General features: G+C 63.3%; 21 protein-coding genes. 12 read left to right on the top strand and 9 right to left on the bottom strand.

All coding sequences use genetic code 11. The features are described 5' to 3' along the window. Positions 1-4: 4 nt before the first annotated feature. The 3 genes from D6Z43_RS14960 to D6Z43_RS14950 are packed head-to-tail and all read left to right on the top strand — an operon-like array spanning position 5 to position 2270. Positions 5-790 carry a transporter substrate-binding domain-containing protein gene (locus D6Z43_RS14960; RefSeq protein ID WP_120652947.1) on the top strand — a complete coding sequence of 262 codons (786 nt, stop codon included), beginning with the start codon at positions 5-7 and terminating at the stop codon, positions 788-790. Between the two features lie 60 nt (positions 791-850). Continuing rightward, entirely contained in the window at positions 851-1561 is a 711-nt protein-coding gene (locus D6Z43_RS14955; RefSeq protein ID WP_120652946.1) for an ABC transporter permease, read from the top strand. A gap of 13 nt (positions 1562-1574) precedes the next feature. After that, positions 1575-2270: an ABC transporter permease gene (locus tag D6Z43_RS14950; RefSeq protein ID WP_120652945.1), complete on the top strand. Its 696-nt coding sequence runs from the start codon at positions 1575-1577 to the stop codon at positions 2268-2270. A gap of 118 nt (positions 2271-2388) precedes the next feature. Here the strand turns inward: D6Z43_RS14950 and D6Z43_RS14945 are convergent, their stop codons facing one another. After that, positions 2389-3012, bottom strand: coding sequence for a TetR family transcriptional regulator C-terminal domain-containing protein (locus tag D6Z43_RS14945; protein ID WP_120652944.1), 624 nt, complete (start codon positions 3010-3012; stop codon positions 2389-2391). Between the two features lie 98 nt (positions 3013-3110). On the opposite strand from D6Z43_RS14945, the gene D6Z43_RS14940 reads away from it, so the two are divergent. Beyond that, complete coding sequence (locus D6Z43_RS14940) at positions 3111-4124, top strand: succinylglutamate desuccinylase/aspartoacylase family protein (RefSeq protein ID WP_120652943.1); 1014 nt, start codon at positions 3111-3113, stop codon at positions 4122-4124. A gap of 626 nt (positions 4125-4750) precedes the next feature. Here the strand turns inward: D6Z43_RS14940 and D6Z43_RS14935 are convergent. After that, positions 4751-5203: a transposase gene (locus tag D6Z43_RS14935; RefSeq protein ID WP_120652942.1), complete on the bottom strand. Its 453-nt coding sequence runs from the start codon at positions 5201-5203 to the stop codon at positions 4751-4753. A 140-nt stretch (positions 5204-5343) separates the two neighbouring features. Further along, positions 5344-6927, bottom strand: coding sequence for a peptide chain release factor 3 (locus D6Z43_RS14930; RefSeq protein ID WP_120652941.1), 1584 nt, complete (start codon positions 6925-6927; stop codon positions 5344-5346). Positions 6928-7367: 440 nt separating this feature from the next. Between D6Z43_RS14930 and D6Z43_RS14925 the strand changes: the two genes are divergently transcribed. The 7 genes from D6Z43_RS14925 (at position 7368) to D6Z43_RS14895 (ending at position 17709) form a co-directional block, all read left to right on the top strand. After that, a complete protein-coding gene (locus D6Z43_RS14925; protein WP_120652940.1) occupies positions 7368-8531 on the top strand; it encodes a type III PLP-dependent enzyme in 1164 nt (387 codons plus the stop codon). Between the two features lie 169 nt (positions 8532-8700). After that, entirely contained in the window at positions 8701-9789 is a 1089-nt protein-coding gene (locus tag D6Z43_RS14920) for an alpha-hydroxy acid oxidase (RefSeq protein WP_120652939.1), read from the top strand. Between the two features lie 333 nt (positions 9790-10122). Further along, positions 10123-12330 carry a TonB-dependent siderophore receptor gene (locus D6Z43_RS14915; protein ID WP_120652938.1) on the top strand — a complete coding sequence of 736 codons (2208 nt, stop codon included), beginning with the start codon at positions 10123-10125 and terminating at the stop codon, positions 12328-12330. Positions 12331-12513: 183 nt separating this feature from the next. After that, positions 12514-15072 carry a sulfite reductase flavoprotein subunit alpha gene (locus D6Z43_RS14910; RefSeq protein WP_256661037.1) on the top strand — a complete coding sequence of 853 codons (2559 nt, stop codon included), beginning with the start codon at positions 12514-12516 and terminating at the stop codon, positions 15070-15072. Between the two features lie 296 nt (positions 15073-15368). Next, positions 15369-16115 (top strand): 5-oxoprolinase subunit PxpA, encoded by a 747-nt coding sequence (locus tag D6Z43_RS14905; RefSeq protein ID WP_120652936.1) that lies wholly within the window; start codon positions 15369-15371, stop codon positions 16113-16115. Next, positions 16112-16792, top strand: a complete 681-nt coding sequence (locus tag D6Z43_RS14900; RefSeq protein ID WP_120652935.1) for an allophanate hydrolase subunit 1 — start codon at positions 16112-16114, stop codon at positions 16790-16792. Before D6Z43_RS14905 ends, D6Z43_RS14900 begins: the two co-directional genes overlap by 4 nt. Next, the gene (locus tag D6Z43_RS14895; RefSeq protein ID WP_120652934.1) at positions 16789-17709 is read left to right on the top strand and encodes a biotin-dependent carboxyltransferase family protein; all 921 of its coding nucleotides are present in this window, start codon (positions 16789-16791) and stop codon (positions 17707-17709) included. The genes D6Z43_RS14900 and D6Z43_RS14895 overlap by 4 nt, the downstream gene beginning before the upstream one ends. A 67-nt stretch (positions 17710-17776) precedes the next feature. Here D6Z43_RS14895 and D6Z43_RS14890 read toward each other — a convergent pair whose 3' ends face one another. Then, on the bottom strand, positions 17777-18259 hold the full coding sequence (locus tag D6Z43_RS14890; protein ID WP_120652933.1) for an Lrp/AsnC family transcriptional regulator: 483 nt from the start codon (positions 18257-18259) through the stop codon (positions 17777-17779). A gap of 132 nt (positions 18260-18391) precedes the next feature. Here D6Z43_RS14890 and D6Z43_RS14885 point away from each other — a divergent pair, with 132 nt between their 5' ends. Continuing rightward, positions 18392-19009: a LysE family translocator gene (locus D6Z43_RS14885; RefSeq protein ID WP_120655274.1), complete on the top strand. Its 618-nt coding sequence runs from the start codon at positions 18392-18394 to the stop codon at positions 19007-19009. A gap of 43 nt (positions 19010-19052) precedes the next feature. Here D6Z43_RS14885 and D6Z43_RS14880 read toward each other — a convergent pair whose 3' ends face one another. From D6Z43_RS14880 to D6Z43_RS14860, 5 genes are all read right to left on the bottom strand, one after another. After that, entirely contained in the window at positions 19053-20024 is a 972-nt protein-coding gene (locus tag D6Z43_RS14880; RefSeq protein ID WP_120652932.1) for a peptide ABC transporter ATP-binding protein, read from the bottom strand. After that, positions 20021-20995 carry an ABC transporter ATP-binding protein gene (locus tag D6Z43_RS14875; protein ID WP_120652931.1) on the bottom strand — a complete coding sequence of 325 codons (975 nt, stop codon included), beginning with the start codon at positions 20993-20995 and terminating at the stop codon, positions 20021-20023. The genes D6Z43_RS14880 and D6Z43_RS14875 overlap by 4 nt, the downstream gene beginning before the upstream one ends. A gap of 141 nt (positions 20996-21136) precedes the next feature. After that, on the bottom strand, positions 21137-22033 hold the full coding sequence (locus D6Z43_RS14870; protein WP_120652930.1) for an ABC transporter permease subunit: 897 nt from the start codon (positions 22031-22033) through the stop codon (positions 21137-21139). A 20-nt stretch (positions 22034-22053) separates the two neighbouring features. Next, positions 22054-23064, bottom strand: a complete 1011-nt coding sequence (locus D6Z43_RS14865; RefSeq protein ID WP_120652929.1) for an ABC transporter permease subunit — start codon at positions 23062-23064, stop codon at positions 22054-22056. A 203-nt stretch (positions 23065-23267) separates the two neighbouring features. Next, positions 23268-24869 (bottom strand): ABC transporter substrate-binding protein, encoded by a 1602-nt coding sequence (locus D6Z43_RS14860; RefSeq protein ID WP_120652928.1) that lies wholly within the window; start codon positions 24867-24869, stop codon positions 23268-23270. Positions 24870-25129: the final 260 nt, after the last annotated feature.

Below are 25129 nucleotides of genomic sequence, written 5' to 3'. Positions count from 1 at the left end.
AACCATGAAGAAGTCTCAACTGGCACGTTGGATGGCGGGTGCGGTAATGCTCATGGCTGGCGCGGCGGGCGCGCAGGCCGAAACCCTGAGGTTCGCGATGGCGGCGGAACCGTATCCACCGTTTTCCAGCAAGCAGCCCGACGGCCAGTGGGCAGGCTTCGAACCGGACCTGATCCGCGCCCTCTGCGCGCAGATGCAGGCCCAGTGCGAGATCGACGAGGTGGCCTGGGATGGCCTGATTCCAGCCCTGATGGCGAAGAAGGTGGATGTGATCTTCAACTCCATGTCCGTCACTGAGGAGCGCGAGAAGCAGATCGCCTTCAGCCGCGCCTACTACGACACCCCGGTTGCAGTGGCCGCGCCTGCTGCGCTGGACGTCACCGTCAGTCCCGAAGGTCTGAAAGGAAAGGTGGTCGGCGTGCAGCTCTCCACTGTCAGCTCCAACTACCTGAAGCAGCACTACGAAGGCATCGCCGACGTGCGCTACTACGACACCCAGGATTCGGTGAACGCCGATCTGGTGGCAGGACGTATCGACCTGATGATGGCCGACGGGATCGCCGTCAGCGCCTTCGTCAAATCTCCCGATGCCCAGGCTGCCGGAATCGAGAACAAGGGCGAGGTGCCCTACGATCCGTTGTTCGGTCGCGGCGTGGGGGCCGGCCTGCGCAAGGACGACGTCGCCCTCAAGGCGAAGCTCGACGAAGCCATCGGCAAGCTGCTGGCCAGTGAGGACTACAAGACCATCTCCGCCAAGTACTTCGACGTCAGCGTCGCGCCGAAGCAGTGACCTCCGGAGCCATCCCGGCCCTGCCGGGGTGGCGCATTTCCGCCTCGATGAGGGCCTGCAATGCAGTCTTACTTTGAACTGGTCGGCTTCGGTGCCCAGGGTTGGGGACCGGCGCTGCTCAAAGGGTTGTTGGTAACCCTGCAGATTTCCGTCGGCGCCTTCCTGGTGGGCATGCTGATCGGCCTGGCGGTTGCCATGGGCAAGCTCAACGGCCCGCGCCCAGTGGCGCAGCTGATGCGTGGCTACACCACCCTTTGCCGCGCAATACCCGAGCTGCTGCTGATTCTGCTCCTCTACTACGTGGGGTCGATGGGGCTCAACCAGCTGTTCGCCTGGCTCGGCTACGGCGACCTCAAACTCAACGGCACCGTGGTGGCCATCGCTGTGCTCGGACTGGTGCAGGGTGCTTATGCCTCGGAGATCTTCCGGGGGGCCATCCAGGCTATTCCCCATGGGCAGATCGAGGCTGCACGGGCCTTCGGCTTGAGCGGGTTCGGCCTGTTCCGCCGGGTGACCTTGCCGATCATGGCGCCCAATGCGCTGGCCGGCATGGCCAACCTCTGGGTCAACCTGATCAAGGACAGTGCCCTTATCAGCGTCGTCGGCACCAACGAACTGCTTTTCACGGCCAAGCAGGCGGCCGGCTCGACTCGCCACTACCTGACCTTCTACCTCACCGCCGCAGCCTTCTATTACCTGCTGACGGTGCTCTCCAACCTGTTTTCCGGCTGGCTCGAACGGCGCTTCCGCCGCTGGACCCCGTCGGTGTGAGCGAGGGCGTGTGATGACCGCTACCTGGATATTCGACTACGGCAAACTGCTGCTCAGCGGCCTTGGCACCACCTTGCTCATCCTCGTCATCTCCGCGGGGCTGGGCTTTGTCCTGGCGCTGTTGGTGGCGTTGGCGCGGATGTCGCGCAATCCGTTGCTGGCGGGGACGAGCCTTGCCTACACCAGCGTGATTCGCGGGACGCCGCTACTGGTGCAGATCTACATCTTCTACTACGGACTGGGCAGCCTGTTTGCCCAGTTCCCGTTGATTCGTGGCAGCTTCCTCTGGCCCTACCTGCGTGATGGCTTCTGGTACATCGTCTTCGCTCTTGTGCTCTCGGTGGGAGCCTATGTCGGCGAAGTCATTCGTGGCGGCATGAAGTCCGTGCCCAGGGGCGAACTGGAGGCCGCGGCGGCTTTCGGCATGCGCCAGCGCTTGGTGCTGTTCCGGGTCTGGCTGCCCAGGGCAATTCGCCTGTTGCTACCGACCCTGGCCGGCGAAACGGTGATGCTGCTCAAGTCCACCGCCCTGGCCTCCACCGTTGCCGTGGTTGATCTGCTGGGGGCCGCCAACGTGGTGCGTGCCCAGACCTTCCAGATCTACCAGCCGCTGTTGCTTGTCGCGGGTATCTACGTCTGCCTGACGTTCATGATCGAGACCGGGTTTGGCCTGGCGGAGCGACGAAGCATGTTTCGTCGGGCGAATTAAGGAAATGTGGGAGCGAACTCATTCGCGAATCGTCCCGAACGGGCGACCGCGTTTGCGATAGGGCAGGCCTGTGGCTTGCTTCGCGAATGAATTCGCTCCTGCAGATTCTCCATGCCGCTCAGGCATAGGCCCCGCGTCGCAGGCTGTCGACCCAGCGGCGGCTGATCTCAAGGCCTTCTTCGGCGCTGAAGTTGGCGGGATTGAGGCACCACTCCAGCCATAGGCCATCGAGCATGGCAGAGAGGCCGATGGCCGCCAGGCGCGGCTTGGCGATGGAAAAGCCTTCTTCGCGGGCCAACTCGGAGAGCAGTTTTTCCAGCAGTACCAGCGAGCCGCCGTAGGTGCGTTCGTGGGCTTCGTTCACTTGCGGGGAATGGCGGATCAGGCTCCAGAACACAACCCAGGGGCTGAGCAGGTCGGGGTCCAGGGTGACCGGCGAGAAGTAGCCGGTCAGGAAGGCTTCGAGACGCGCGGCAGGTTTCGGGCCGGCTGCGTCGATGCGAGCCACCAGGGCCTGGTTGACCTCGCTGGCGAGGGTCTCGTAGGCCTGCGCGACCAGCGCATCGATGCTGCCGAAATAGTGATTGATCAGGCCAACGGCGACGTTGGCCTCCTTGGCGATGCGGCGCACCGAAATACCGGCGTGGCCCTCGGCAACCAGGCAGCGCAGGGCGGCGCGCACCAGATGCTCGCGGCGCTCGTCGGGGTTGGTGCGTGGCTGTCTTTCGCGGGGCGTATCCAAGGGGCGATTTCCTTCGCTCGATGGGCCGGGATAGTACCGCCTGGCCCGGCGACAAACCAACCGTCCGGACTCGTCCGGCGGCCCAGAGGAGGTAGGACATGATCGAAGATGTCTCCCTGAATATTCCAGGGGATTCCGGCGCACGCCTGCGGGTGCCGGCATGGCGCCTGGACAGCGGCAAGCCGGGCCCCAGGGTCCACTTGCAGGCTGGGGTCCATGCCGACGAGATCGCCGGCATGCTGGTGCTGCACAAACTCTTGCCGCGCCTGGTCCAGGCTGCTGAAAACGGTCTGTTGTACGGCTGCGTGACCGTCGTGCCCCAAGCCAATCCCCTAGGCATCGGCCAGTTTCGTCATGGGCGCATCCTGGGTCGGGTGCACGAGTCCAGCAGTCGTAATTTCAATCGCGGCTTCATCGCATCAGCGACGCAGGCCCGGCCAGTTGGCAACCTGGCGGTCTGGCAGAAGGCATTGGCCGGGCTCGCGGCCGATGCCGACATCGTCCTGGACCTGCACACGGACGACGAAGCGTTGCAATACGTCTACCTGCACCAGTGCTTCTGGCCAGCAGGGCAGGATCTTGCGGCAGCCCTTGGGGCCGAGGTGGCGATCATCTGGGAGGGAGACGGAGATGGCGCCTTCGAGGAGGTGGTGATTGCGCCCTGGCTTGCGGAGGGGCGTGTCGAGGGGCGGCTAGTGTCCACCGTCGAGTTGCGCGGGCAGGGGGATGTCAGTGACGCCCTGGCTCAGCAGGATGCCGACGGCCTCTATACCTTCCTCTGTGGCCGCGGCGTTGTCGCCGAGCCGGCGCAATTACCGGTATGGCAGGGTACGGCAGTGCCTATCGGGCATATGGAAACCGTGTTCGCGCCGACCGCCGGGGTGCTGGTTTTCGAGCGGGAGCTTGGTGATGCGGTGCAGGCCGGTGAGTGCTTCGCGCGTGTCATCGCCATTCCTGGCGACCCGTCCAGCGAACACCGGCTGCTGGCGCCCCAGGCGGGCCTGATGGTCACCCGCTATCGCGACCGGCTGGTCCCTGAGGGCGCGATAGTGGCCAAGTTCACCGGTTTACTGCCGTCGAGCACCTGGACCTCAGGCCCCCTCGACCCGTAACAGCCCTGTCGTAGGAGCCAGCTCGCTGGCGAAAGAGGGACTCCGGTTCGCGAGCAAGCTCGCTCCTACAGGGGCGCGCTTGCTCGGATGTAGGAGCCAGCTCGCTGGCGAATGGCGTAGGTGAGGTTCGCGAGCAAGCTCGCTCCTACAGGGGCGCGCTTGCTCGGATGTAGGAGCCAGCTCGCTGGCGAATGGCGTAGGTGAGGTTCGCGAGCAAGCTCGCTCCTACAGGGGCGCGCTTGCTCGGATGTAGGCGCCAGCTCGCTGGCGAATGGCGTAGGTGAGGTTCGCGAGCAAGCTCGCTCCTACAGGGGCGCGCTTGCTCGGATGTAGGAGCCAGCTTGCTGGCGAATGGCGTGGGTGAGGTTCGCGAGCAAGCTCGCTCCTACAGGGGCGCGCTTGCTCGGATGTAGGCGCCAGCTTGCTGGCGAATGGCGTGGGGAGGTTCGCGAGCAAGCTCGCTCCTACAGGGGCATGCGGGGCTCGGTTGTAGGAGCCAGCTTGCTGGCGAATGGCGTAGGTGAGGTACGCAAGCAAGCTCGCTCCTACAGGGGCATGCGGGGCTCGGTTGTAGGAGCCAGCTTGCTGGCGAATGGCGTGGGTGAGGTTCGCGAGCAAGCTCGCTCCTACAACCAGATTGCGTCCCAGAACGGATAGTCCGCCAACTTCTCCACCAGACCAGCACGCAAGGGATTGGCAACGACATAGCGGGCCACGGTCCGCACGTCTTCCTCTCTGCGAAGGGCATGGTCATGAAAACCCTTCTGCCACACACGCCCGCTACTTTTCTTCATTGAATTCAAGGCAATCGCCGAGCGGGACTTCAGTCGGCTGACGTGCTGTTCCAGGGTTCCGGACTGCAGCTGGACGAGCCAATGTAGATGGTCAGGCATCAATACCCAGGCGAGGGTTTCCAGCGAGTGTCCATTCCGCATGGCATAAATCGCCCGGGCGACCAGGTAGCCGGAACTCCAATGTGCGAACACGGGCGTTCGCTCATGAGTGACGGTTGTCAGCAGGTAGATTCGGCCGGGCTCGGAGAAGCGGCCTTTGCGCAGGTTCCTTCCTTGATAGCGCATCCATTGCGCTCCCTACGAAGAAAACACGGAGGTTTGCTCAGGGCTTCAAGAGGGGCAAGGGAGCCCGATGTAGGAGCCAGCTTGCTGGCGAAAGGGATGTTCCGATTCGCCAACAAGCTGGCTCCTACAGGTTTACGTCTTCAGTGGTGCTCGCGGGTGGCGCGGAATTTCACGTCCGGCCAGCGCTCTTCCATCAGGCTGAGGTTCACGCGGGTCGGGGCCAGGTAAGTGAGGTGGCCGCCGCCGTCCACGGCAAGGTTTTCGAAGGCCTTGTCCTGGAACTCCTTGAGCTTCTTCTCGTCCTTGCATTCGATCCAGCGTGCCGACCAGACGTTGATCGCCTCGTAGGCACACTCGACCTTGTATTCCTCCTTCAGGCGACTGGCGACCACATCGAACTGCAGCACGCCCACGGCGCCGAGGATGATGTCGTTGTTGCGCTCGGGGAAGAACACCTGGGTGGCACCTTCCTCAGCCAGCTCCTGCAGGCCCTGGCGAAGCTGCTTGGACTTCAGCGGGTCTTTCAGGCGTACGCGGCGGAAGAGTTCCGGGGCGAAGTGCGGGATGCCGGTGAAACCGAGCGCTTCGCCTTCGGTGAAGGTGTCGCCGATCTGGATGGTGCCGTGGTTGTGCAGGCCGATGATGTCGCCGGCAAAAGCCTCCTCCAGTTGCTCGCGCTCGCTGGAGAAGAAGGTCAGGGCGTCGCCGATCTTCACGTCTTTGCCCAGGCGCACGTGGCGCATCTTCATGCCCTTCTCGTACTTGCCCGAGCAGATGCGCATGAAGGCGATACGGTCGCGGTGTTTCGGGTCCATGTTTGCCTGGATCTTGAACACGAAACCGGAGAATTTCTCTTCGGTGGGTTCGACGCTGCGCTCATGGGTGGCGCGGGACAGCGGTTTCGGCGCCCAGTCGACGATGCAGTCGAGCACCTGATCGACGCCGAAGTTGCCCAGGGCGGTACCGAAGAACACTGGGGTCATATGACCCTGGAGGAAAGCTTCCTTGTCGAACTCGTGGCAGGCGCCCTGCACCAGTTCCAGCTCCTCGACGAAATTGTCGTAGAGGTCGCCCAGATGGGCGCGGGCCTCGTCGGAGTCGAGCTTGTCGATCACCTTGATCTCGGTGCGCTCGTGGCCATGGCCCGGGGTGTAGACGATGACCTTGTCCTGGGCCAGGTGGTACACGCCCTTGAAGTCCTTGTAGCAACCGATCGGCCAGGTGATCGGCGCGGCCTTGATCTTCAGCACCGCTTCGATCTCGTCTAGCAGCTCGATAGGGTCGCGGATGTCACGGTCCAGCTTGTTGATGAAGCTGACGATGGGCGTGTCGCGCAGGCGGCAGACTTCCATCAGGGCGATGGTGCGCGGCTCAACGCCCTTACCGCCGTCGAGGACCATCAGTGCCGAGTCCACCGCGGTCAGGGTGCGGTAGGTGTCTTCGGAGAAGTCTTCGTGGCCGGGGGTGTCGAGCAGGTTGATCATGTGCTCGCGGTAAGGGAACTGCATCACCGAGGTGGTGATGGAGATGCCGCGCTGCTTTTCCATCTCCATCCAGTCGGAGGTGGCGTGCCGGTCGGATTTACGCGACTTCACGGTACCGGCTACGGCGATGGCCTTGCCCATCAGCAGCAGCTTTTCGGTAATGGTGGTCTTACCGGCGTCGGGGTGGGAGATGATCGCGAACGTGCGGCGTTTCGCGACTTCTGCGGCCTGGATGGTCATTGAGATGGAATCCGTCGACGAGTAGTCGGTCTGTCAAAAAAGGCGGCGATTATACCGGTATTCACGGTCTTCGCGGCGCCCATCGGGCGAGAGGAAAATGCGGGGTCTGTGCAGCATTCCATGACGTTTTGTTGAGGATTCGAAACAGTCAACTGGTGATGCGACAAAGGGATGCAAGAAAGCGGCAATTTTTGATTGATCTGCGCTTCCTGTGGTCCTAAAGTTCGCGCCCGAACGTCCATGCTGGCAACGATCCATCCGGCTCAAGTACTGACGACGAGAGGTTTGATGTCGGAAACGACTGAAGATCCTCGGCGACATGCCTTGGGAAGTAGGCGAACCAAAGTGGGGAAACTGATCAGACGTTCAGGCCTGTTGTCCAACGCAACACTGGCCACCCCTAACAACTTTCGTTTGTTTTGCCATATGGAGTCCCTCGCATGTCGATCAAGGTCGAAGACTATTTCTCGCCCGAAACTTTCCAGCGCATGAAGGCATTCGCCGACAAGCAAGAAACCCCGTTCGTGGTGATCGACAAGCAGACCATTTCTGATTCCTACGATCAGTTGGTCAGTTGCTTCCCCTTCGCCAAGGTCTACTACGCGGTGAAGGCCAACCCGGCCACCGAGATTACCGAACTGCTGCGCGACAAGGGTTCCAACTTCGACATCGCCTCCATCTATGAGCTGGACAAGGTGATGAAGACCGGCGTTGGCCCGGAACGCATCAGCTACGGCAACACCATCAAGAAAGCCCGCGACATCCGTTACTTCTATGAGAAGGGTGTGCGCCTGTTTGCCACCGACTCCGAAGCTGACCTGCGCAACATCGCCAAGGCCGCTCCGGGCGCCAAGGTCTATGTCCGTATCCTCACCGAGGGCTCCACCTCGGCCGACTGGCCGCTGTCGCGCAAATTCGGTTGCAACCCGGACATGGCCCTCGACCTGCTGATCCTCGCCAAGCAACTGGGCCTGGTGCCTTACGGCGTGTCCTTCCACGTTGGCTCGCAGCAGCGCGACATCGACGTCTGGGACGCCGCCATCGCCAAGGTCAAGGTGATCTTCGAGCGCCTGAAGGAAGAAGACGGCATCACCCTGCAGATGATCAACATGGGTGGTGGCTTCCCGGCCAACTACATCCAGCGCACCAACAGCCTGGAAACCTACGCCGAGGAAATCATCCGCTTCCTCAAGGAAGACTTCGGCGACGAACTGCCGGAAATCATCCTGGAGCCGGGCCGTTCCCTGATCGCCAACGCCGGCATCCTGGTCAGCGAAGTCGTGCTGGTGGCGCGCAAGTCGCGTACCGCGGTCGAGCGCTGGATCTACACCGACGTGGGCAAGTTCTCCGGCCTGATCGAAACCATGGACGAAGCCATCAAGTTCCCGATCTGGGTCGAGAAGAAAGGCGAGATGGAAGAAGTGGTGATCGCCGGCCCAACCTGCGACAGCGCGGACATCATGTACGAGAACTACAAGTACGGCCTGCCGCTGAACCTGGCCGCCGAAGACCGCCTCTACTGGCTGTCCACCGGTGCCTACACCACCAGTTACAGCGCGGTGGAATTCAACGGCTTCCCGCCGCTGAAGGCCTTCTACCTGTAAGCCATCGAGCGCTTCATACAAGGCCCGCCTTCATGGCGGGCCTTGTCGTTTCTGCGCCCTGGCCGTATGGCTCCGTTCCTCGGGGTAACCCATGGCAGTAAGATAGGCGCCACTTTCAATTGCAAACGAGTATCAGTCGGCTCGTTCCGAGCCTGGAGTGCCTACCGCCATGACTGCCCAGATTCCCGCCGATATTGCTGCTGTCTCCGACTACGAGGCGTTCGCCCGCGAGCGCATGACGCCTTCGGCCTGGGCCTACCTCAGTGGTGGTGCGGCGGATGAGCTTACCCTGGCCGACAACCAGGCCGCCTTTCAGCGTGTGCGTTTGCTCAATCGCGTGCTGGGCGATCTTCGCGGCGGGCATACAAGACTCCAGCTCTGTGGTCTCGACCTCGACTATCCGATCCTGCTCGCCCCGGTGGCCTACCAGAAGCTGGCTCACGCCGATGGTGAACTGGCCAGTGCGCTCGGCGCCTCGGCCATGGGCGCGGCGCTGGTGGTCAGTACCCAGGCCAGTGTCAGCCTGGAAGACATCGCCCGGGCGGCGCAAACACCGCTCTGGTTCCAGCTCTATATCCAGCCGGACCGCGAGTTCACCCGTGAGCTGGTGTGGCGAGCTGAAACTGTTGGTTATAGAGCCCTGGTGGTGACAGTGGACGCACCGGTGAACGGCATGCGCAACCGCGAGCAGCGAGCCGCGTTCGCGCTTCCCGATGGTGTCGAGGCGGTCAACCTGAGGGGGATGCGCAGTCTGCCACCAAGCGTCGCCCAGCCGGGGTCCAGCCCATTGTTCGGCAGCCCGCTGCTGGCCAGCGCGCCGACCTGGAAGGACCTTGAGTGGCTGCAATCGATTACTCGGCTCCCGGTGCTGGTCAAGGGCGTGATGAACCCTCTGGATGCCGTGCGAGCAGTGGAGCATGGCGTGGCCGGCGTGGTGGTATCCAACCACGGCGGTCGCACCCTGGATGGCCTGCCCGCGACCCTCGACGTGCTACCGGCCATCGCGCAGGCGGTGCAGGGAAGGGTGCCGTTGCTGCTGGATGGTGGCGTACGCCGCGGTACGGATGTGTTCAAGGCGCTTGCCCTGGGGGCCACTGCAGTGATGATCGGGCGACCCTACGTTCACGGGCTGGCTACGGCGGGTGCCGCCGGTGTCGCCCATGTGCTTCATCTGCTGCGCACCGAGCTGGAGGTAGCCATGGCACTTACCGGCTGCTCCACGCTGACTGATATCAAGGCCTCACTCGTTTGGCGCTGAATCGTCCCTGCGGTACGCGACAGCCCTGAAACAGACCGTGATCTTGGCTGATACCGATCAAGGCGTTGGTCGGTTCATGTATCAAGGCTGAAAAGTGACTGATCAGTCGAAATTGCTTTGGCGCAGATTATCGATTCTGATGGATCGAGTTTTTTAGCATTTATTGCTTTCTATAGCGCCATGATTGAGGTTTTTTGCGGTAGATAAGCTTGCTTCGTGATCCCGTTCCAGGTCTTGAGAAATGTAAAGAGTATGTAAAGTCAGCACAAAAAACTTTACTGATAAACGTTCGCAAATAGAATCGCGCCTCAAATTCACTGGGGAGTGATTCTTATGATCAAAAAGAATAACCTGCCGCAACGTGCTCTTCTTGCTTCCGCGATCGGTATCGCCACTGCCTCTACCGCCGGCCTGGCTCTGGCTGCGGAGCAAAGCAAGGCCCTCGAACTTGGCACCGTTAACGTCGACGGTAAGGCGGCCAAGAAAACCTACAAGGTCGAGCAATCCTCCTCTGCGAAGTACACCGCCCCTCTGCTGGATACTCCGCAGACCATCACGGTCGTGCCCAAGGAAGTGATCCAGGAGCAGCAGGCTCTTAGCCTGCGCCAGGTGCTGTCCAACGTATCCGGCATCACCTTCAACGCCGGTGAGGGCGGCGGTGGTTCCGGCGACAGCATCAACATTCGCGGCTTCTCCGCGAACAACAACATCCAGATCGATGGCCTGCGTGACAGCGCACAGACCAGCCGTACCGATACTTTCAACATCGAGCAGGTCGAGGTCATCAAAGGCCCGAACTCGGTGTTCGGCGGCGCTGGTACTACCGGCGGCAGCATCAACATCATCAGCAAGCAGCCGATGGACCGCGCCTTTACCACCCTGGGTGGGGGCCTCGGCACCGACAACTACCATCGCCTCACCCTGGACGCCAACCAACCTCTGGAAGGCGTGGGCAGCAACAGCGCCTTCCGCGTGAACCTGATGGCCCATGAAAACGACGTGCCCGGCCGCGACGAGATTGACCGCGAGCGTTGGGGTGTTGCCCCGTCCCTGCGTCTGGGCCTCAACGACGCTACCCGCCTGACCCTGAGTGCCTTCCATCAGACCGATGACAACCTGCCCGACTACGGCGTACCGGCCCTGAATGGCAAGAAGCTCGCTGGCGTCAGCCGCGAGGATTACTTCGGCTGGGATAACCTGGACAAGGATGAAATCGAGCAGAGTGCATTCACCGCGAACTTCGAGCACGATTTCAGCGACAGCCTGCGTCTGCAGAACCTGACCCGCTACAGCCGTATCGACCGCAACACCATCGTCTCCGCCTCCCACGTGAACCTCACCGGTGTGCCGGCGGGCCGGTATCGTCCAGCGGGCCCTCAGGCTTCCGGCCGCGACACCACGACTGAAATGTGGATCAACCAGACCAACCTGCGCGCGAGCTTCGACACCTTCGGCCTTGGCCACGAGCTGGTAACCGGAGCGGAGATCTCCCGCGAGGACTTCGATCTCAAGAGCTACAACCATGGTCTCGGCAACCCCGTCTTCCCGGCCAATGGCTACGATCTGAGCAATCCGCCCGGTCATTGGGTTGGCCCGGTCAACAAGACCACCACCGGTTTCACCGAGAACCAGTTGGACGACAAGGCGCTGTACGTCTTCGACACCATCGCCCTGAGCGAACAGTGGGACTTCAACGTCGGCCTGCGCTACGACTGGTTCAAAGGGCACAGCGACACCTTCTCGGCGACCAACGTGCAGAACGGCAGCTTTACCTCCAAGGACGAAAAGCTCAGCAGCCGTGCAGGCCTGGTCTACAAACCGGTTGAGAATGGCCGCTTCTACGTGGCCTGGGGCAACTCCTTCAACCCCACGGCCGAAGGCATCGCCTCCAACGGTGGCGGCCTGACCGCTGCAACCGAGAACCTCGATCCGGAAAAGAACGAAACCTGGGAACTGGGCACCAAGTGGGAACTGCTGGGTGGCCGCCTGGAGGTCGATGGCGCACTGTTCCGCGTCGAGAAGACCAATGCGCGTGAAACCATGCTCGATGGCTCCACCCAACTGGCGGGCAAACAGCGCGTAGAGGGTGTGGAACTGGGGCTGACCGGTCACATCACCGAGCAGTGGGATGTGTTCGCCAACTACACCTTCCAGTCCAGTGAGACCCTCGAGGCCGCCGACACCGCTGCCGGTATCGCTCGCGAAGGCCAGGCTCTGGGCAACACCCCGCCGCGCTCGTTCAACCTGTGGACGACCTACGAGTTGCCGGAAGGCTGGACCCTGGGGTACGGCGCCCGCTACATCAGCGAGCGTAACGTCAGCTCAAGCACGACCGCCAAGCTTGATGCCTACTGGCTGCACAACGCTATGGTCGGCTACAAGGTCAACAAGGAGCTGGACCTGCAGCTGAACGTGAACAACCTGTTCGACAAGGACTATGTAGAGCGCGTGCGCCAGCAGAACGGCACCGACGCGCGTTCCTCTGCCATCGAATATGGCGATGCCCGAGCAGCGATCCTGACCGCTACCTACTCGTTCTGACGGACGAGTCGTGGGCCCTGCCTTGTGCAGGGCCCGTGTCGCTGTAAATAAAAGGTAAAACCTTCTTTTCCTGATTTAATGCATCCCGTTCTCAAATAAAATCGCAGCCCGGTCAGGCATGGGGCCTGCCGCGAACCAGCGATTTGACGCACCGCCAGGTGCGTATCCGAGGGATATCACGTGTTGAAGAAGACCCTGTTCCAGCTGCACTGGCTGTTCGGTATCAGTGCCGGTCTGGTCTTGGCTTTGATGGGCATCACCGGGGCTGCCTACAGCTTCCAGGAAGAAATCCTGCGTTTGCTCAATCCAGAGACCCTGACGGTCGAGGTGCGCGATGGCGGCGTGCTGCCGCCCGCCGAACTGGTGAGCAAGATCGAGGCTGCAGAAGGCAAGAAGGTGTCCGGCCTCTGGGTCGAAACCAACAACGACCATGCCGCCCGTGTATTTTTCGCGCCGCCTCCCGGGGAGCGTCGTGGCCCTTGGCGTTACTTCGATCCCTACACCGGTGAGCTGCTGGGCGAGCCCGCCGGCCAGCAGTTCTTCGGCCTGATGCTGCAACTGCACCGTTTCCTCGCCATGGGCGAGTTCGGCAAGCAGATCACCGCCGCCTGCACCCTGATCCTCATCTTCTTCTGCCTTTCCGGCCTTTACCTCCGCTGGCCGCGCAAGGCTGGCAGCTGGCGTGCCTGGCTGACCCTGGACTGGTCGCGCAAGGGGCGCAGCTTCAACTGGGACCTGCATGCCGTGGCGGGTACCTGGTGCCTGGCGTTCTATCTCCTGGCCGCCCTGACTGGCCTGTTCTGGTCCTACGGGTGGTACCGCGAAGGCCTTAATCGGCTGCTGTCCGATGCCCCCGCTGGCCAGCAAGGCAAACCAGGTGAGCGCCGCGGCGAAGGCCCTGGCCGCCAGGGGGTGCAGGCACCTTCGGGGCCGCCGCTGGTGGTCGACTATGACGCCGTATGGAAGAGCATCCGCGAAACAGCTGGCCCGAGCATGAGCGTCTACAACCTGCGCCTGCCGCCGGTGGGCGGCCGGCCGGCCCAGGTGTTTTACCTGCTGGAAGATGCCGCGCACCCGCGCGCCCTCAACCAGATCGCCCTTGATCCGGTCAGCGGCAAAGTGATCCGTAGTGAGCGCTACACCGACAAGAGCTTCAAGGCACAGTTGCTGACCAGCATCTATGCGCTGCACGTGGGTGAATATTTCGGCCTGACGGGGCGCATCCTGGTGATGCTGGCGAGCCTGACCATGCCGCTATTCTTCGTCACCGGCTGGCTGCTCTATCTCGACCGTCGACGCAAGAAGCGTGCAGTCAAGGCGGCCCGTGGCGGCTTGGCCGAGAGCGGTGGCAAGGATTCCTGGCTGATCGGCTTCGCCAGCCAGAGCGGATTCGCCGAGCAATTGGCCTGGCAGAGCGCGGGGCAGCTGCAGGCTGCCGGACTGCCAGTGCGCGTCGAGCCGCTCGCCACCCTGGATGGTGCGACCCTGGCCCAAGCCAGCAATGCACTCTTCGTGGTCAGCACCTTCGGCGACGGCGAAGCGCCTGACAACGCCCGCGGCTTCGAACGCAAGGTGATCGGTCAGGCTTCCCAGCTTGCCGGCCTGCGTTTTGCCGTGCTGGCCCTGGGTGATCGCCAGTACGAACAGTTCTGCGGCTTCGGCCGTCGCCTGCAGGCCTGGCTGAAAGGGCAGGGCGCGAGTCAACTGTTCGAGCCGGTGGAAGTGGACAACGGTGATAGTGGCGCACTGCACCATTGGCAGCAGCAACTGGCCCAGGTATCGGGTGGAAGCGTGCTCTCCCCCTGGAGCGGCCCAGGCTTCGAAAGCTGGACACTGGAAAAACGTGAACACCTGAATCCGGGCAGCCAGGGTGAATCCACCTGGCTTCTACGACTGCGCGCCCCGGCGGGCAGCCAGGTGGACTGGCAGGCCGGCGACCTGGTTGAAATCCTCCCGAGTCAGGCCGAACCGGTCGTCGAGGCCTGGCTTGCCAGGCACCACCTCGACGGCGACGCGCCGGTGGAGCTGGACGGCCTGCGCCAGTCGCTGCGCCAGGCACTGGCCGGTCGCCTGTTGCCGGGCTCGTTCGAGCATCTGGTGGGCCTGCAGCCACAAGCCGTGGTGCAGGCGCTGATCGGCCTGTCCGTTCGCCAGTACTCCATCGCCTCGCTGGCCAGTGACGGTGCACTGGAGCTGATCGTGCGCCAGGAGCAGCACGTTGATGGCAGCCTGGGTATCGCTTCCGGGTGGCTGACCCACTACCTGCCGCAAGGCGCCGTCATGCCGCTGCGCCTTCGCCGCAATAGCCGCTTCCATCTGATCGACGAAGACCGCCCGCTGATCTTCATCGGCAACGGCACTGGCCTCGCCGGCCTGCGCAGCCTGCTCAAGGCGGCCATCTCCGCCGGGCGCAATCGCAACTGGCTGCTGTTCGGCGAGCGCAACCAGGCTCACGACTTCTACTGTCGCGAAGAAATCGAAGGCTGGCTGGCCAAGGGTGAGCTGCAACGCCTGGACCTCGCTTTCTCCCGCGACCAGGCCGAGAAAATCTACGTACAGGATCGCCTGCGCGAAGCTGCCGGCGAGCTGCGTGCCTGGATCGACGAAGGTGCGGTGATCTACGTCTGCGGCAGCCTGCAAGGCATGGCTGAAGGCGTTGACCGCGCTCTGCGCGACATCCTCGGTGATGAGGTGCTGCAGCAATTGAATGACGAAGGCCGCTACCGACGCGACGTGTATTGACGGCGCGAAGCGCCGAACCGAGTGATCCCTGCTCCTGGGGAATGTTCGCCCCGCCTTGTGTGGGGCGTTTTTTTGCGGCGGGAGGGGGATCGTTCAAGGGCAGACCTTCGGCCTGCTTGACGACTGAATTCGCTCCTACAGGAAAAATGAAGAACAGTTCGAGGGCACGGACAGCCCCCTCTCCCGCTTGCAGGAGAGGGCGGGGGTGAGGGCAACGTCAGGCCTGCTCGGTGCCAACCCTTTTCGCGAATAAATTCGCTCCTACAAGAGCGCCGGCTTTAGCCATAATCCGCTTCATGAACAGACGAATCCTGCTGAACTGCGACATGGGGGAAAGCTTCGGTGCCTGGCGCATGGGTGACGACGAGCTCGCCATGCCGCTGGTGGACCAGGCGAACCTGGCCTGCGGTTTCCATGCCGCCGATCCCCTGACCATGCAACGCACCGTCGAGCTGGCGCTGCGTCACAACGTGCGCATCGGCGCCCATCCGGCCTACCCGGACCTTGCCGGTTTCGGGCGGCGCCACATGGCTTGTACGCCGGAGGAAGTGCGCGCCCAGGTGCTTTACCAGATCGGTGCACTGGAAGCGTTCTGCCGAACGGTCGGTACCCAGGTGGCCTACGTGAAGCCGCACGGCGCGCTGTACAACGACCTGGTGCGTGATGACGCTCTGTTTGAAGCGGTCCTCGATGCCTGCGCCAGCTATCGCAAGGGGCTGCCGCTGATGGTGCTGGCGCTGGCCGACAACAGCCGCGAGCTGCAACTGGCCGATGCCGCCGATGTGCCGCTGATGTTCGAGGCCTTCGCCGACCGTGCCTATCTCTCCGATGGCCAACTGGCGTCCCGGCGCATGGCCGGAGCCGTGCACCACGATGCCGAACGCATCCTCGACCAGGCATTGGCCATCGCCGTTGGCGAGCCCTTCCCGGACATCGATGGCAAACCCCTGCGGCTGGTGGCGGACAGCCTCTGCGTGCATGGTGACAACCCCGAATCCCTGGCCGTGTTGCGCCGTTTGCGAGGCAAGCTGGACGCCCTATGATCCGCCTCGAGCCCGCTGGCGCTGAAGCATTGCTGTTGGTGCTGGCTGACGAACCGGATGCCTGGCTACCGCAGCGCATCGCTACGCTGGCCGGCGTCCTGCGGCGCGAGCTGGGGCACCTGCTTCTCGACCTGGTGCCTGGCTGGACCACCCTGCTGTTGCACTATGACCTGACCCGTACCGACCACCTCGCCCTGGCCGAACGTATCGAGCCGCTGCTGGAAGCCTGGCTGACCGCGCCGGCCGTGGCTGAAACCGGCCAGTTGCATGAAATCCCCATCTGGTACTGCGGTGAGGACCTGGCCTGGGTGGCCGAGTCCTGTGGCCTCTCGATCGGCGAACTGGTGGATATCCACAGCGGTGCCGAGTACCGGGTCGGTGCCATCGGTTTCTCGCCTGGCTTCGCTTACCTCGGTGGCCTCGATCCGCGTCTGGCCCTGCCGCGTCGCAGCAGCCCACGCATACGCGTACCGGCCGGCAGCCTGGCTATCGCCGAGCGGCAGACGGCGATTTATCCCCAGGCATCCCCGGGCGGTTGGCATCTACTGGGACTGTGTCCCTGGACGCTCTTCGATGCGCACCGCGAGCCGCCTTGCCCGCTTGCCCTGGGGGACCGCGTGCGATTTTTCGCCATCGACGAGGCCCGCTATCGCGCCGAAGGCGGAGGCGATTCATGAGTGGCTTGCGCGTGATCAAGCCCGGCCCCCTGAGCCTGTTGCAAGACGCCGGCCGTCATGGCTGGCAGCATCTTGGCGTTTCTCCGGCCGGTCCCATGGACCCGCTGGCAGCAGCTTGGGCCAATCGTCTGTTGGGCAACGCACGCAGTTGCGCGGTTGTGGAAATCTCCCTGGGGGGCCTGGAGCTGGAGGCAGAGGAGGCGCTCTGGGTCGCGCTGGCGGGTGCCGATATGCCGCTGAGCGTAGATGGCGAACCTCGCCTCAACTGGTCGCGCTTTCGTCTTGAACCTGGCCAGCGCCTGCAGATCGGCTTCGCCCGCAGTGGCCAGCGCAGCTACCTGGCGCTGGTAGGCGGCATTCGCGCCGAGCCGGTACTGGGCAGCGTCGCGTGCCAGATGCGAGAAGGCCTGGGCGGGTTGGATGGCGAGGGCGTTCGTCTTGCAAGGGGGGATCTGCTTGCCGGTAGCCGAGGCGAATTTCCCCGCGGCGCCAGCGTGCCCTGGCCGTGGCAGCCGGACTACATGTCAGCACAGCTGCTGCGGGTGATGATTGGCGGCGATGCTGTCAGCTTCGATGAGCAGCAGGTGCAAGCCTTCTTCGAAGGGGCCTGGCTGCTCAGCCCGCAATCCGACCGCATGGGCGCGCGCCTGGAAGGCAAGGCCATGGTCGCGCCGCAACGGCAGTGGTCCCAGGGCGTGGTCATCGGCGCTGTCCAGGTGCCGCCGGATGGCCGGCCGATCATTCTCACCGCGGACCGGCAGACCATGGGGGGATACCCGGTGCTCGGCTGGGTCCACCCCCTGGACCTCGGGCTCCTGGCCCAGTGTCCGGCCAACCAGGTGCTGCGTTTCACGGCCGTCAGCCTGGCAGATACCCAGGATGAGTTGCGGGAGTTCTATCGGTTCTTTGGACGTTAGGTCCATTGCACTGTGTGGGGGGGAATGAATTCGCCCCCACAGAGAAGCAGCCCGTTCGCGCGGCAGGTCATTTCGGCAGGTGGTTCAACGGTAGCGGCGAGGGCGCCTTCACGGTCTGTATGGCGAAATTGCTGCGGATATCGCTGACGCCGGGCAGCCTCAGCAGGGTGCCTGTGAGGAACTGCTCGTAGGCGCGCAGGTCTGGCACGACTACTTGCAGCAGGAAGTCCGATTCGCCCGATACCAGGTGCACCGAGATCACTTCGGGCAGGCTGATCACCGCTTCGCGGAAGGCGTCGGCCTGTTCCTGGCCGTGGCGTTCCACCTTGATCCCCACGAATACCGTCAAACCCAGCCCCACTTCGTCGCGGTCGAGGTTGGCGTGGTATCCGCGAATCACCCCAGCCTCTTCCAGCAATCGCACCCGGCGCAGGCACGGTGAGGCGGACAGGCCAATCTCGTCTGCCAGTTGCACGTTGGACAGGCGGCCGTCGCGCTGCAGCGCGGCGAGGATGCGGTGGTCAAGAGCATCAAGTTTAAGTTTTGGCATAAGCGCTCGTAGTATGGTTCTTGAATGGCAGGAAATTTCATGAATCATGGCTTTTGCAGTCAAATACGCAAGCACCTGCCCTGGCGTTCGGCCCTAGAATTTTTCCTCCATACCTCGACCTGGAGCGAAGAAATGACTGCTTTCCTGATAGCCCTGGCAGTGGTCTACCTGTTGCCCGGTCCCGACATGATCCTCCTGCTGCAAACCGGCGCCCGCCAGGGCCGCGCCATGGCCCTGGCCACCGCACTTGGGCTGGCGCTGGCGCGCAGTTGCCATGTGGCGCTCGCCGGCCTCGGGCTGGCGGTGCTGTTCCGCTCCGCGCCCTGGACTTTCGACCTCGTGCGCCTGGCTGGTGCTGCCTACCTGCTCTGGCTGGGGGTAAAGCTGTTCCAGGCGGAGACTTCGGCATTGGTGGTGGAAGGCGCGCGTCAGTCCTCGCGGGCGTATGGGCAGGCGCTGCGGCGAGGTCTGTTGACCAATCTGCTCAATCCCAAGGCGCTGGTGTTCTGTTCCGTGCTGTTGCCGCAGTTTGTCAGCCCGGCTGATGGACCATTGGGGCTGCAGTTCGCGCTACTCGGCGTGGTGCTGGTGGCGGCGGGACTGGTTTTCGATTCGGCCTATGCGCTGGCCGGGGAAGGACTGGGCCGCTGGCTGGGGCGCCGCCCGCTGGTACAGCGGGTGCAGCAGTGGCTGTTCGGTGGAGTGCTGGTGGGGTTTGGGGTGAGGTTGGCGGTGCTGCGGGATCTGTAGGGGCGAATTCAATCGCCCCTACAAGGGTTTCCTGATCAACCCCTTAACCGTTGATGCTCTCCGCGTTGTGGCAGGCCACCTGGCGAGCGTCGAGCAGGCGCAGCTCCGGTACTTCCACCTTGCAGCGCTCGGTCGCGTAAGGGCAGCGCTTGTGGAAGGCGCAGCCGGACGGCGGGTTTAGCGGGTTGGGCAGTTCGCCGGCGATCTTGATCTTCGGCTTGCTCGGGTCCGGATGAATCGCCGGTGTGGCCGAGAGCAGGGCCTTGGTGTAAGGGTGCAGCGGACGCTCGTAGATCAGATCGCTGGGGCCCATTTCCGCCGGGCGGCCGAGGTACATCACCAGCACATCGTTGGCGACGTGGCGCACCACCGCGAGGTTGTGGGAGATGAACACGTAGCCGGTGTTGTAGCGTTCCTGCAGGTCCATGAAGAGGTTGAGTACCTGGGCCTGGATCGACACGTCGAGCGCCGAGGTGGGCTCGTCCGCCACAAGCACCTTGGGATTGAGCATCATGGCCCGGGCCAGTGCGATGCGCTGGCGCTGGCCGCCGGAGAACATGTGCGGGTAGCGCTGGTAATGCTCAGGGCGCAAGCCCACCTGCTGCATCATCGCCTGCACCTGCTCGCGGCGTTCCACGCGGGACAGGCCGGAGTTGATGACCAGCGGTTCTGCCAGCTGATCGCCGATCTTCTGCCGCGGGTTGAGCGACGCGTAGGGATTCTGGAAGACCATCTGCACATCGCGGCGCAGTTGTTTGCGTTCGTCCTTGCTGGCGCCCGCCACTTCACGGCCGGCGATCTGCAGCGAGCCGGAGGAGGGTTCTTCGATCAAGGTCAGGGCACGGGCCAGGGTTGATTTGCCGCAGCCGGATTCGCCGACCACGGCCAGCGTACGGCCGGCCTGCAGTTCGAAGGACACACCGTTGAGGGCGCGCACCAGGGCATGGGGCTTGAACAGGCCCCGCGAGACTTCGTAGTGGCGGGTCAGTTCGCGGGCGGTCAATACGGCACTCATCGCGCCACCTCGATCAGGTTAAGGGGGTAGAAGCAGCGCACGGCACCATGGGCGTGCGGGTCCAGGCTCGGACGCTGGGCCACGCAGTTGGGCTGGCTGTAAGGGCAGCGCGGCGACAGCAGGCAGCCGTGTGGCCGGTCATAGCGTCCGGGGACGATGCCGGGCAGCGTCGACAGGCGGTGGGCGCCCAGGCTGTGCTCGGGAATCGCCTTGAGCAGGGCTTCGGTATAGGGGTGGGTGGGCTCGTCGAACAGGCGCGGCACCTCGCCGATTTCCACGGCCTGACCGGCGTACATCACGCAGACGCGGTCAGCGGTTTCGGCCACCACCGCCAGGTCATGGGTGATCAGCACCAGGGCCATGCCCTGGTCACGTTGCAGGTCCAGCAGCAGGTCCATGATCTGCGCCTGGATGGTCACGTCGAGTGCCGTCGTGGGTTCGTCGGCGATCAGCAGCTTGGGCTCGGCAGCGATGGCCATGGCAATGGCCACGCGCTGACTCATGCCGCCGGAAAGCTGGTGCGGGTAAGCATCGAGGCGGCTGGCGGCGCCGGGGATTTCCACCCGTTCCAGCAACTCCAGGGCGCGCTGGCGAGCAGCCTTGCCCTTCAGCCCGAGGTGCTGGCGCAGCACTTCCTCGATCTGGAAGCCTACGGTGTAGCTGGGATTGAGGGCGGTCATCGGGTCCTGGAAGACCATCGCCAGGTCCTTGCCGACGATATGGCGACGCTGCCGACCCTTGAGCTTGAGCATGTCGTGACCGTCGAAGCGCAGGCTGTCGGCGGTGATACGACCGGGGGCATCGATCAGCCCCATCAGGGCCATCATGGTGACCGACTTACCCGAGCCGGACTCGCCGACGATGGCCAGCACCTCGCCCTTGTTCACCGAGATGTCGAGGCCATCCACCACCGGGACGGCGTTGGCGTCGCCGAAGCGCACGCTGAGGTTCTTGATTTCAAGGAGGCTCATACGGCGGTCTCCAGGCAATGCGCAACGCTTGAACGCGACGTTGTAGGAGCGAGCTTGCTCGCGAAGGGGGGCTGCAGGTTCGCCAGCAAGCTGGCGCCTACGAGAAGCCGGCGCGGAACGGAGATTCTCATGGCGGGCTCCTCAGACTGCATTCTTGAGTTTCGGGTCCAGCGCATCGCGCAGGCCGTCGCCCATCAGGTTAATCGCCAGCACGCTGAGCAGGATGGTCAGGCCAGGCAGCGAAACCACCCACCAGGCGCGTTCGATGTAGTCGCGCGCGGAGGCCAGCATGGTGCCCCACTCGGGAGTGGGCGGCTGCACGCCAAGGCCGAGGAAGCCCAGGGCAGCGGCGTCGAGGATGGCCGAGGAGAAGCTCAGGGTGGCCTGGACGATCAGCGGCGCCATGCAGTTGGGCAGCACGGTGACGAACATCAGGCGCAGCAGGCCGGCACCGGCCAGACGCGACGCGGTGACGTAGTCGCGGTTCAGCTCGCCCATCACCGAGGCGCGGGTCAGGCGCACATAGGAGGGCAGGGAGACGATGGCGATGGCGATCACGGTGTTGATCAGGCCTGGGCCGAGGATGGCGACGATGGCCACGGCCAGCAGCAGCGACGGCAGGGCCAGCATGATGTCCATCACGCGCATGATCGATGGACCCAGCAGGCGCGGGAAGAAGCCTGCGAGCAGGCCGAACAGGATGCCCGGGATCAGTGACATCACCACCGAGGCCAGGCCGATCAGCAGGGACAGACGGGCCCCAAAGATCAGGCGCGAGAGCAGGTCGCGGCCGAGTTCGTCGGTGCCGAGCAGGAACTGCGCCTGTCCGCCTTCCAGCCAGACCGGTGGGGTCAGCAGGAAGTCGCGGAACTGCTCGCTCGGGTCATGGGGTGCGACCCAGGGGGCGAACAGGGCGCAGAAGACGATCAGGATCATGAAGGCGAGGCCGCCGACGGCGCCCTTGTTGTGGGCGAAGGCCTTCCAGAACTCCTTCAGCGGGGAAGGGTAGAGGATGCTCGGGTCGACCTGGGGTTGCATTGTGGTCACGTCAGGTCTCCTTAACGCTGATGACGGATGCGTGGATTAACCAGGCCGTAGAGGATGTCCACGACAAAGTTCACCACGATCACCAGGCAGGCGATCAGCAGGATGCCGTTCTGCACCACCGGGTAGTCGCGGGCACCGATGGCTTCGATCAGCCATTTACCAATGCCGGGCCAGGAGAAGATGGTTTCAGTCAGCACCGCACCCGCAAGCAGGGTGCCTACCTGCAGGCCGAAAACGGTGAGTACCGGGATCAGCGCGTTGCGCAGGCCGTGGACGAAGACCACGCGAGCCGGCGACAGGCCTTTGGCACGAGCGGTACGCACGTAGTCCTCGCGCAGCACTTCGAGCATCGCCGAACGGGTCATGCGGGCGATCACCGCCAGGGGGATGGTGCCCAGTACGATGGCGGGCAGGATCAGGTGGCGCAGGGCGTCGACGAAGGCACCTTCCTCTTCGGAATACAGGGTGTCGATGAGCATGAAGCCGGTTCTCGGCTCGATGTCGTAGAGCAGGTCGATGCGCCCTGACACTGGCGTCCAGCCCAGCCACACGGAGAAGAACATGATCAGCAGCAGGCCCCACCAGAAGATCGGCATCGAGTAGCCCGCCAGGGAAATGCCCATCACCCCGTGGTCGAATAGCGAGCCTCGCTTCAAGGCGGCGATCACGCCTGCAAGCACGCCGAGGGTGCCGGAGAAGATCAGCGCAGCGATGGCCAGTTCCAGGGTAGCGGGGAACAGCGTGAGGAACTCGTTCCAGACGCCTTCGCGGGTACGCAGCGATTCGCCAAGGTCGCCCTGCGCCAGTTTGCCGATGTAGTCCAGGTACTGTTCCGGCAACGGTTTGTTGAGACCGAGGCGTTCCATGGCCTGGGCGTGCATTTCCGGGTCGACCCGACGTTCACCCATCATCACTTCCACCGGGTCGCCGGGAATCAGGCGGATCAGGGCGAAGGTGAGCAAGGTGACGCCGAAGAAGGTGGGGATCAGAAGTCCCAGTCGGCGTGCAATGAAACTCAGCATTTGGGCGAATCACTCCTCATCTTTGTAATGCTGGTCAGCGTCCTGACCATTCCCTGCAGTTTAGGCCGCATAGGTAAAGGCGCCGGTCCGATGGGAACGGGAAGGCGGCGCTTTGCGTTTGTGGTGGCAGGTGAGATTGGCCTCGGCCGGTCTACTCGCCGACTTGAGGTTGCGAAGGAGGCCGGTTCCCCGGCCTCGATCACTCAGCGTCCGTTGGAAACGCCATAGAAGCTGTTGCGTCCGAAGGGGCTGATCAGGAAGTCCTTCACGCTGGCGCGCATCGGTTGATAGACCGTGGAGTGCGCGATGGGGGTGATCGGTACCTGTTGCTGCAGGACGTGCTGGGCCTGCTTGTAGAGTTCGGTACGTTTCTCGACGTCGGCGGTGGCCTTGGCCGCTTTTACCAGCTTGTCGTAGCGGGCGTCGCACCATTTGGAGAAGTTGTTGCCGTCCACCGAGTCGCAGCCATAGAGCGTGCCCAGCCAGTTGTCCGGGTCACCGTTGTCGCCGGTCCAGCCGATCAGCATGGCGTCGTGCTCGCCGGCGTGGGCGCGCTTGATGTACTCGCCCCATTCGTAGCTGACGATGCGCGCCTTGATGCCGATCTTCGCCCAGTCGGCCTGGAGCATTTCGGCCATCAGCTTGGCGTTGGGGTTGTACGGACGCTGAACCGGCATCGCCCAGAGGGTGATCTCGGTGCCTTCGGCAACGCCGGCGGCTTTCAGCAGTTCCTTGGCCTTTTCCGGGTTGAAGTCGCGGTCCTTGATGGATTCGTCATAGGACCACTGGGTCGGCGGCATGCCGTTCACGGCCAGTTGGCCAGCGCCCTGGTAGACGGCGTCGATGATGGCTTTCTTGTTCACCGCCATGTCCAGCGCCTGGCGCACTTCGAGTTTGTCGAAGGGGGCGCGGGTGACGTTGTAGGCGATGTAGCCGAGATTGAAACCGGGCTCGCTCGGCACCTGCAGGTTCGGGTCCTTCTTCAGGGCCTCGATATCAGCAGGACGCGGGTTGAGGGTGACCTGGCATTCGCCGGCCTTGAGCTTCTGGGCACGCACCGAGGCATCGGTATTGATGGCGAAGATCAGGTTGTCGATCTTCACGTCTTGCGGTTTCCAGTAGTCCTTGTTGCCGGTGAAGCGGATCTGCGCGTCCTTCTGGTAGCGCTTGAGCACGAAGGGGCCTGTGCCGATGGGCTTCTGGTTGATGTCGGCGGCCTTGCCGGCCTTGAGCAACTGGTCGGCGTATTCGGCGGACTGGATCGCGGCGAAGTTCATCGCCAGGTTCTGGATGAAGGCGGCGTCCACTTCGTTCAGGGTGAAGGCCACGGTCATGTCGTCGACCTTCTCCACCTTGGCGATGTTCTTGTCCAGACCCATGTCGGTGAAGTAGGGGAACTCGGTGGGGTACGCCTTGCGGAACGGGTGGTCCTTGTCGAGCATGCGCTGGAAGGTGAAGAGCACGTCGTCGGCGTTGAACTCGCGGGTCGGCTTGAAGTAGTCGGTGGTGTGGAACTTCACGCCGGGGCGCAAGTGGAAGACGTAGCGCTTGCCGTCTTCACCGATGTCCCAACTGCTGGCCAGGGTCGGTTCGACCTTGGTGCTGCCGCGCTGGAACTGGGCCAGGCGGTTGAAGATGGTTTCCGAGGTCGCATCGAAGTCGGTGCCGGTGGTGTATTGGCCCGGATCGAAGCCGGCGGGGCTGCCTTCTGAGCAGAAGATCAGGTTGCTGGCGGCGTGGGTGAAGCCGGAGCCGAGGAGCAGACCGGCGGCGATCATGGTCTTGATCTTGGTTTTCTGACGCATGCGAACCTCGTTGTTGTTGTTCTGAGGGCGGCGTTTCAGGTGGTCGAAGCCTGTGGTGTCCGTTGCACCTGACCCTGCGGCTTCGTGGGCCGCAGGCTGCCCGTCATTCGCGAGCCGAGGGGCCGGATGCCGGCGTACCCGGGCGGGCGATGGCGGCGAATGGGAAAGGGATGCTTGCGCCTCCGCCGGCCGAGGCCGAACTTAAGTGATGCTGAAATTAAGGTCAACTTAAATTCAGTGCTGCTTACTTCCGGGAACTG

It is taken from the genome of Pseudomonas sp. DY-1, from assembly GCF_003626975.1.
GTDB lineage: Bacteria > Pseudomonadota > Gammaproteobacteria > Pseudomonadales > Pseudomonadaceae > Metapseudomonas.
The sequence above is the reverse complement of the archived record's forward strand: the minus strand, read 5'-3'. Positions and strand labels throughout refer to the sequence as shown.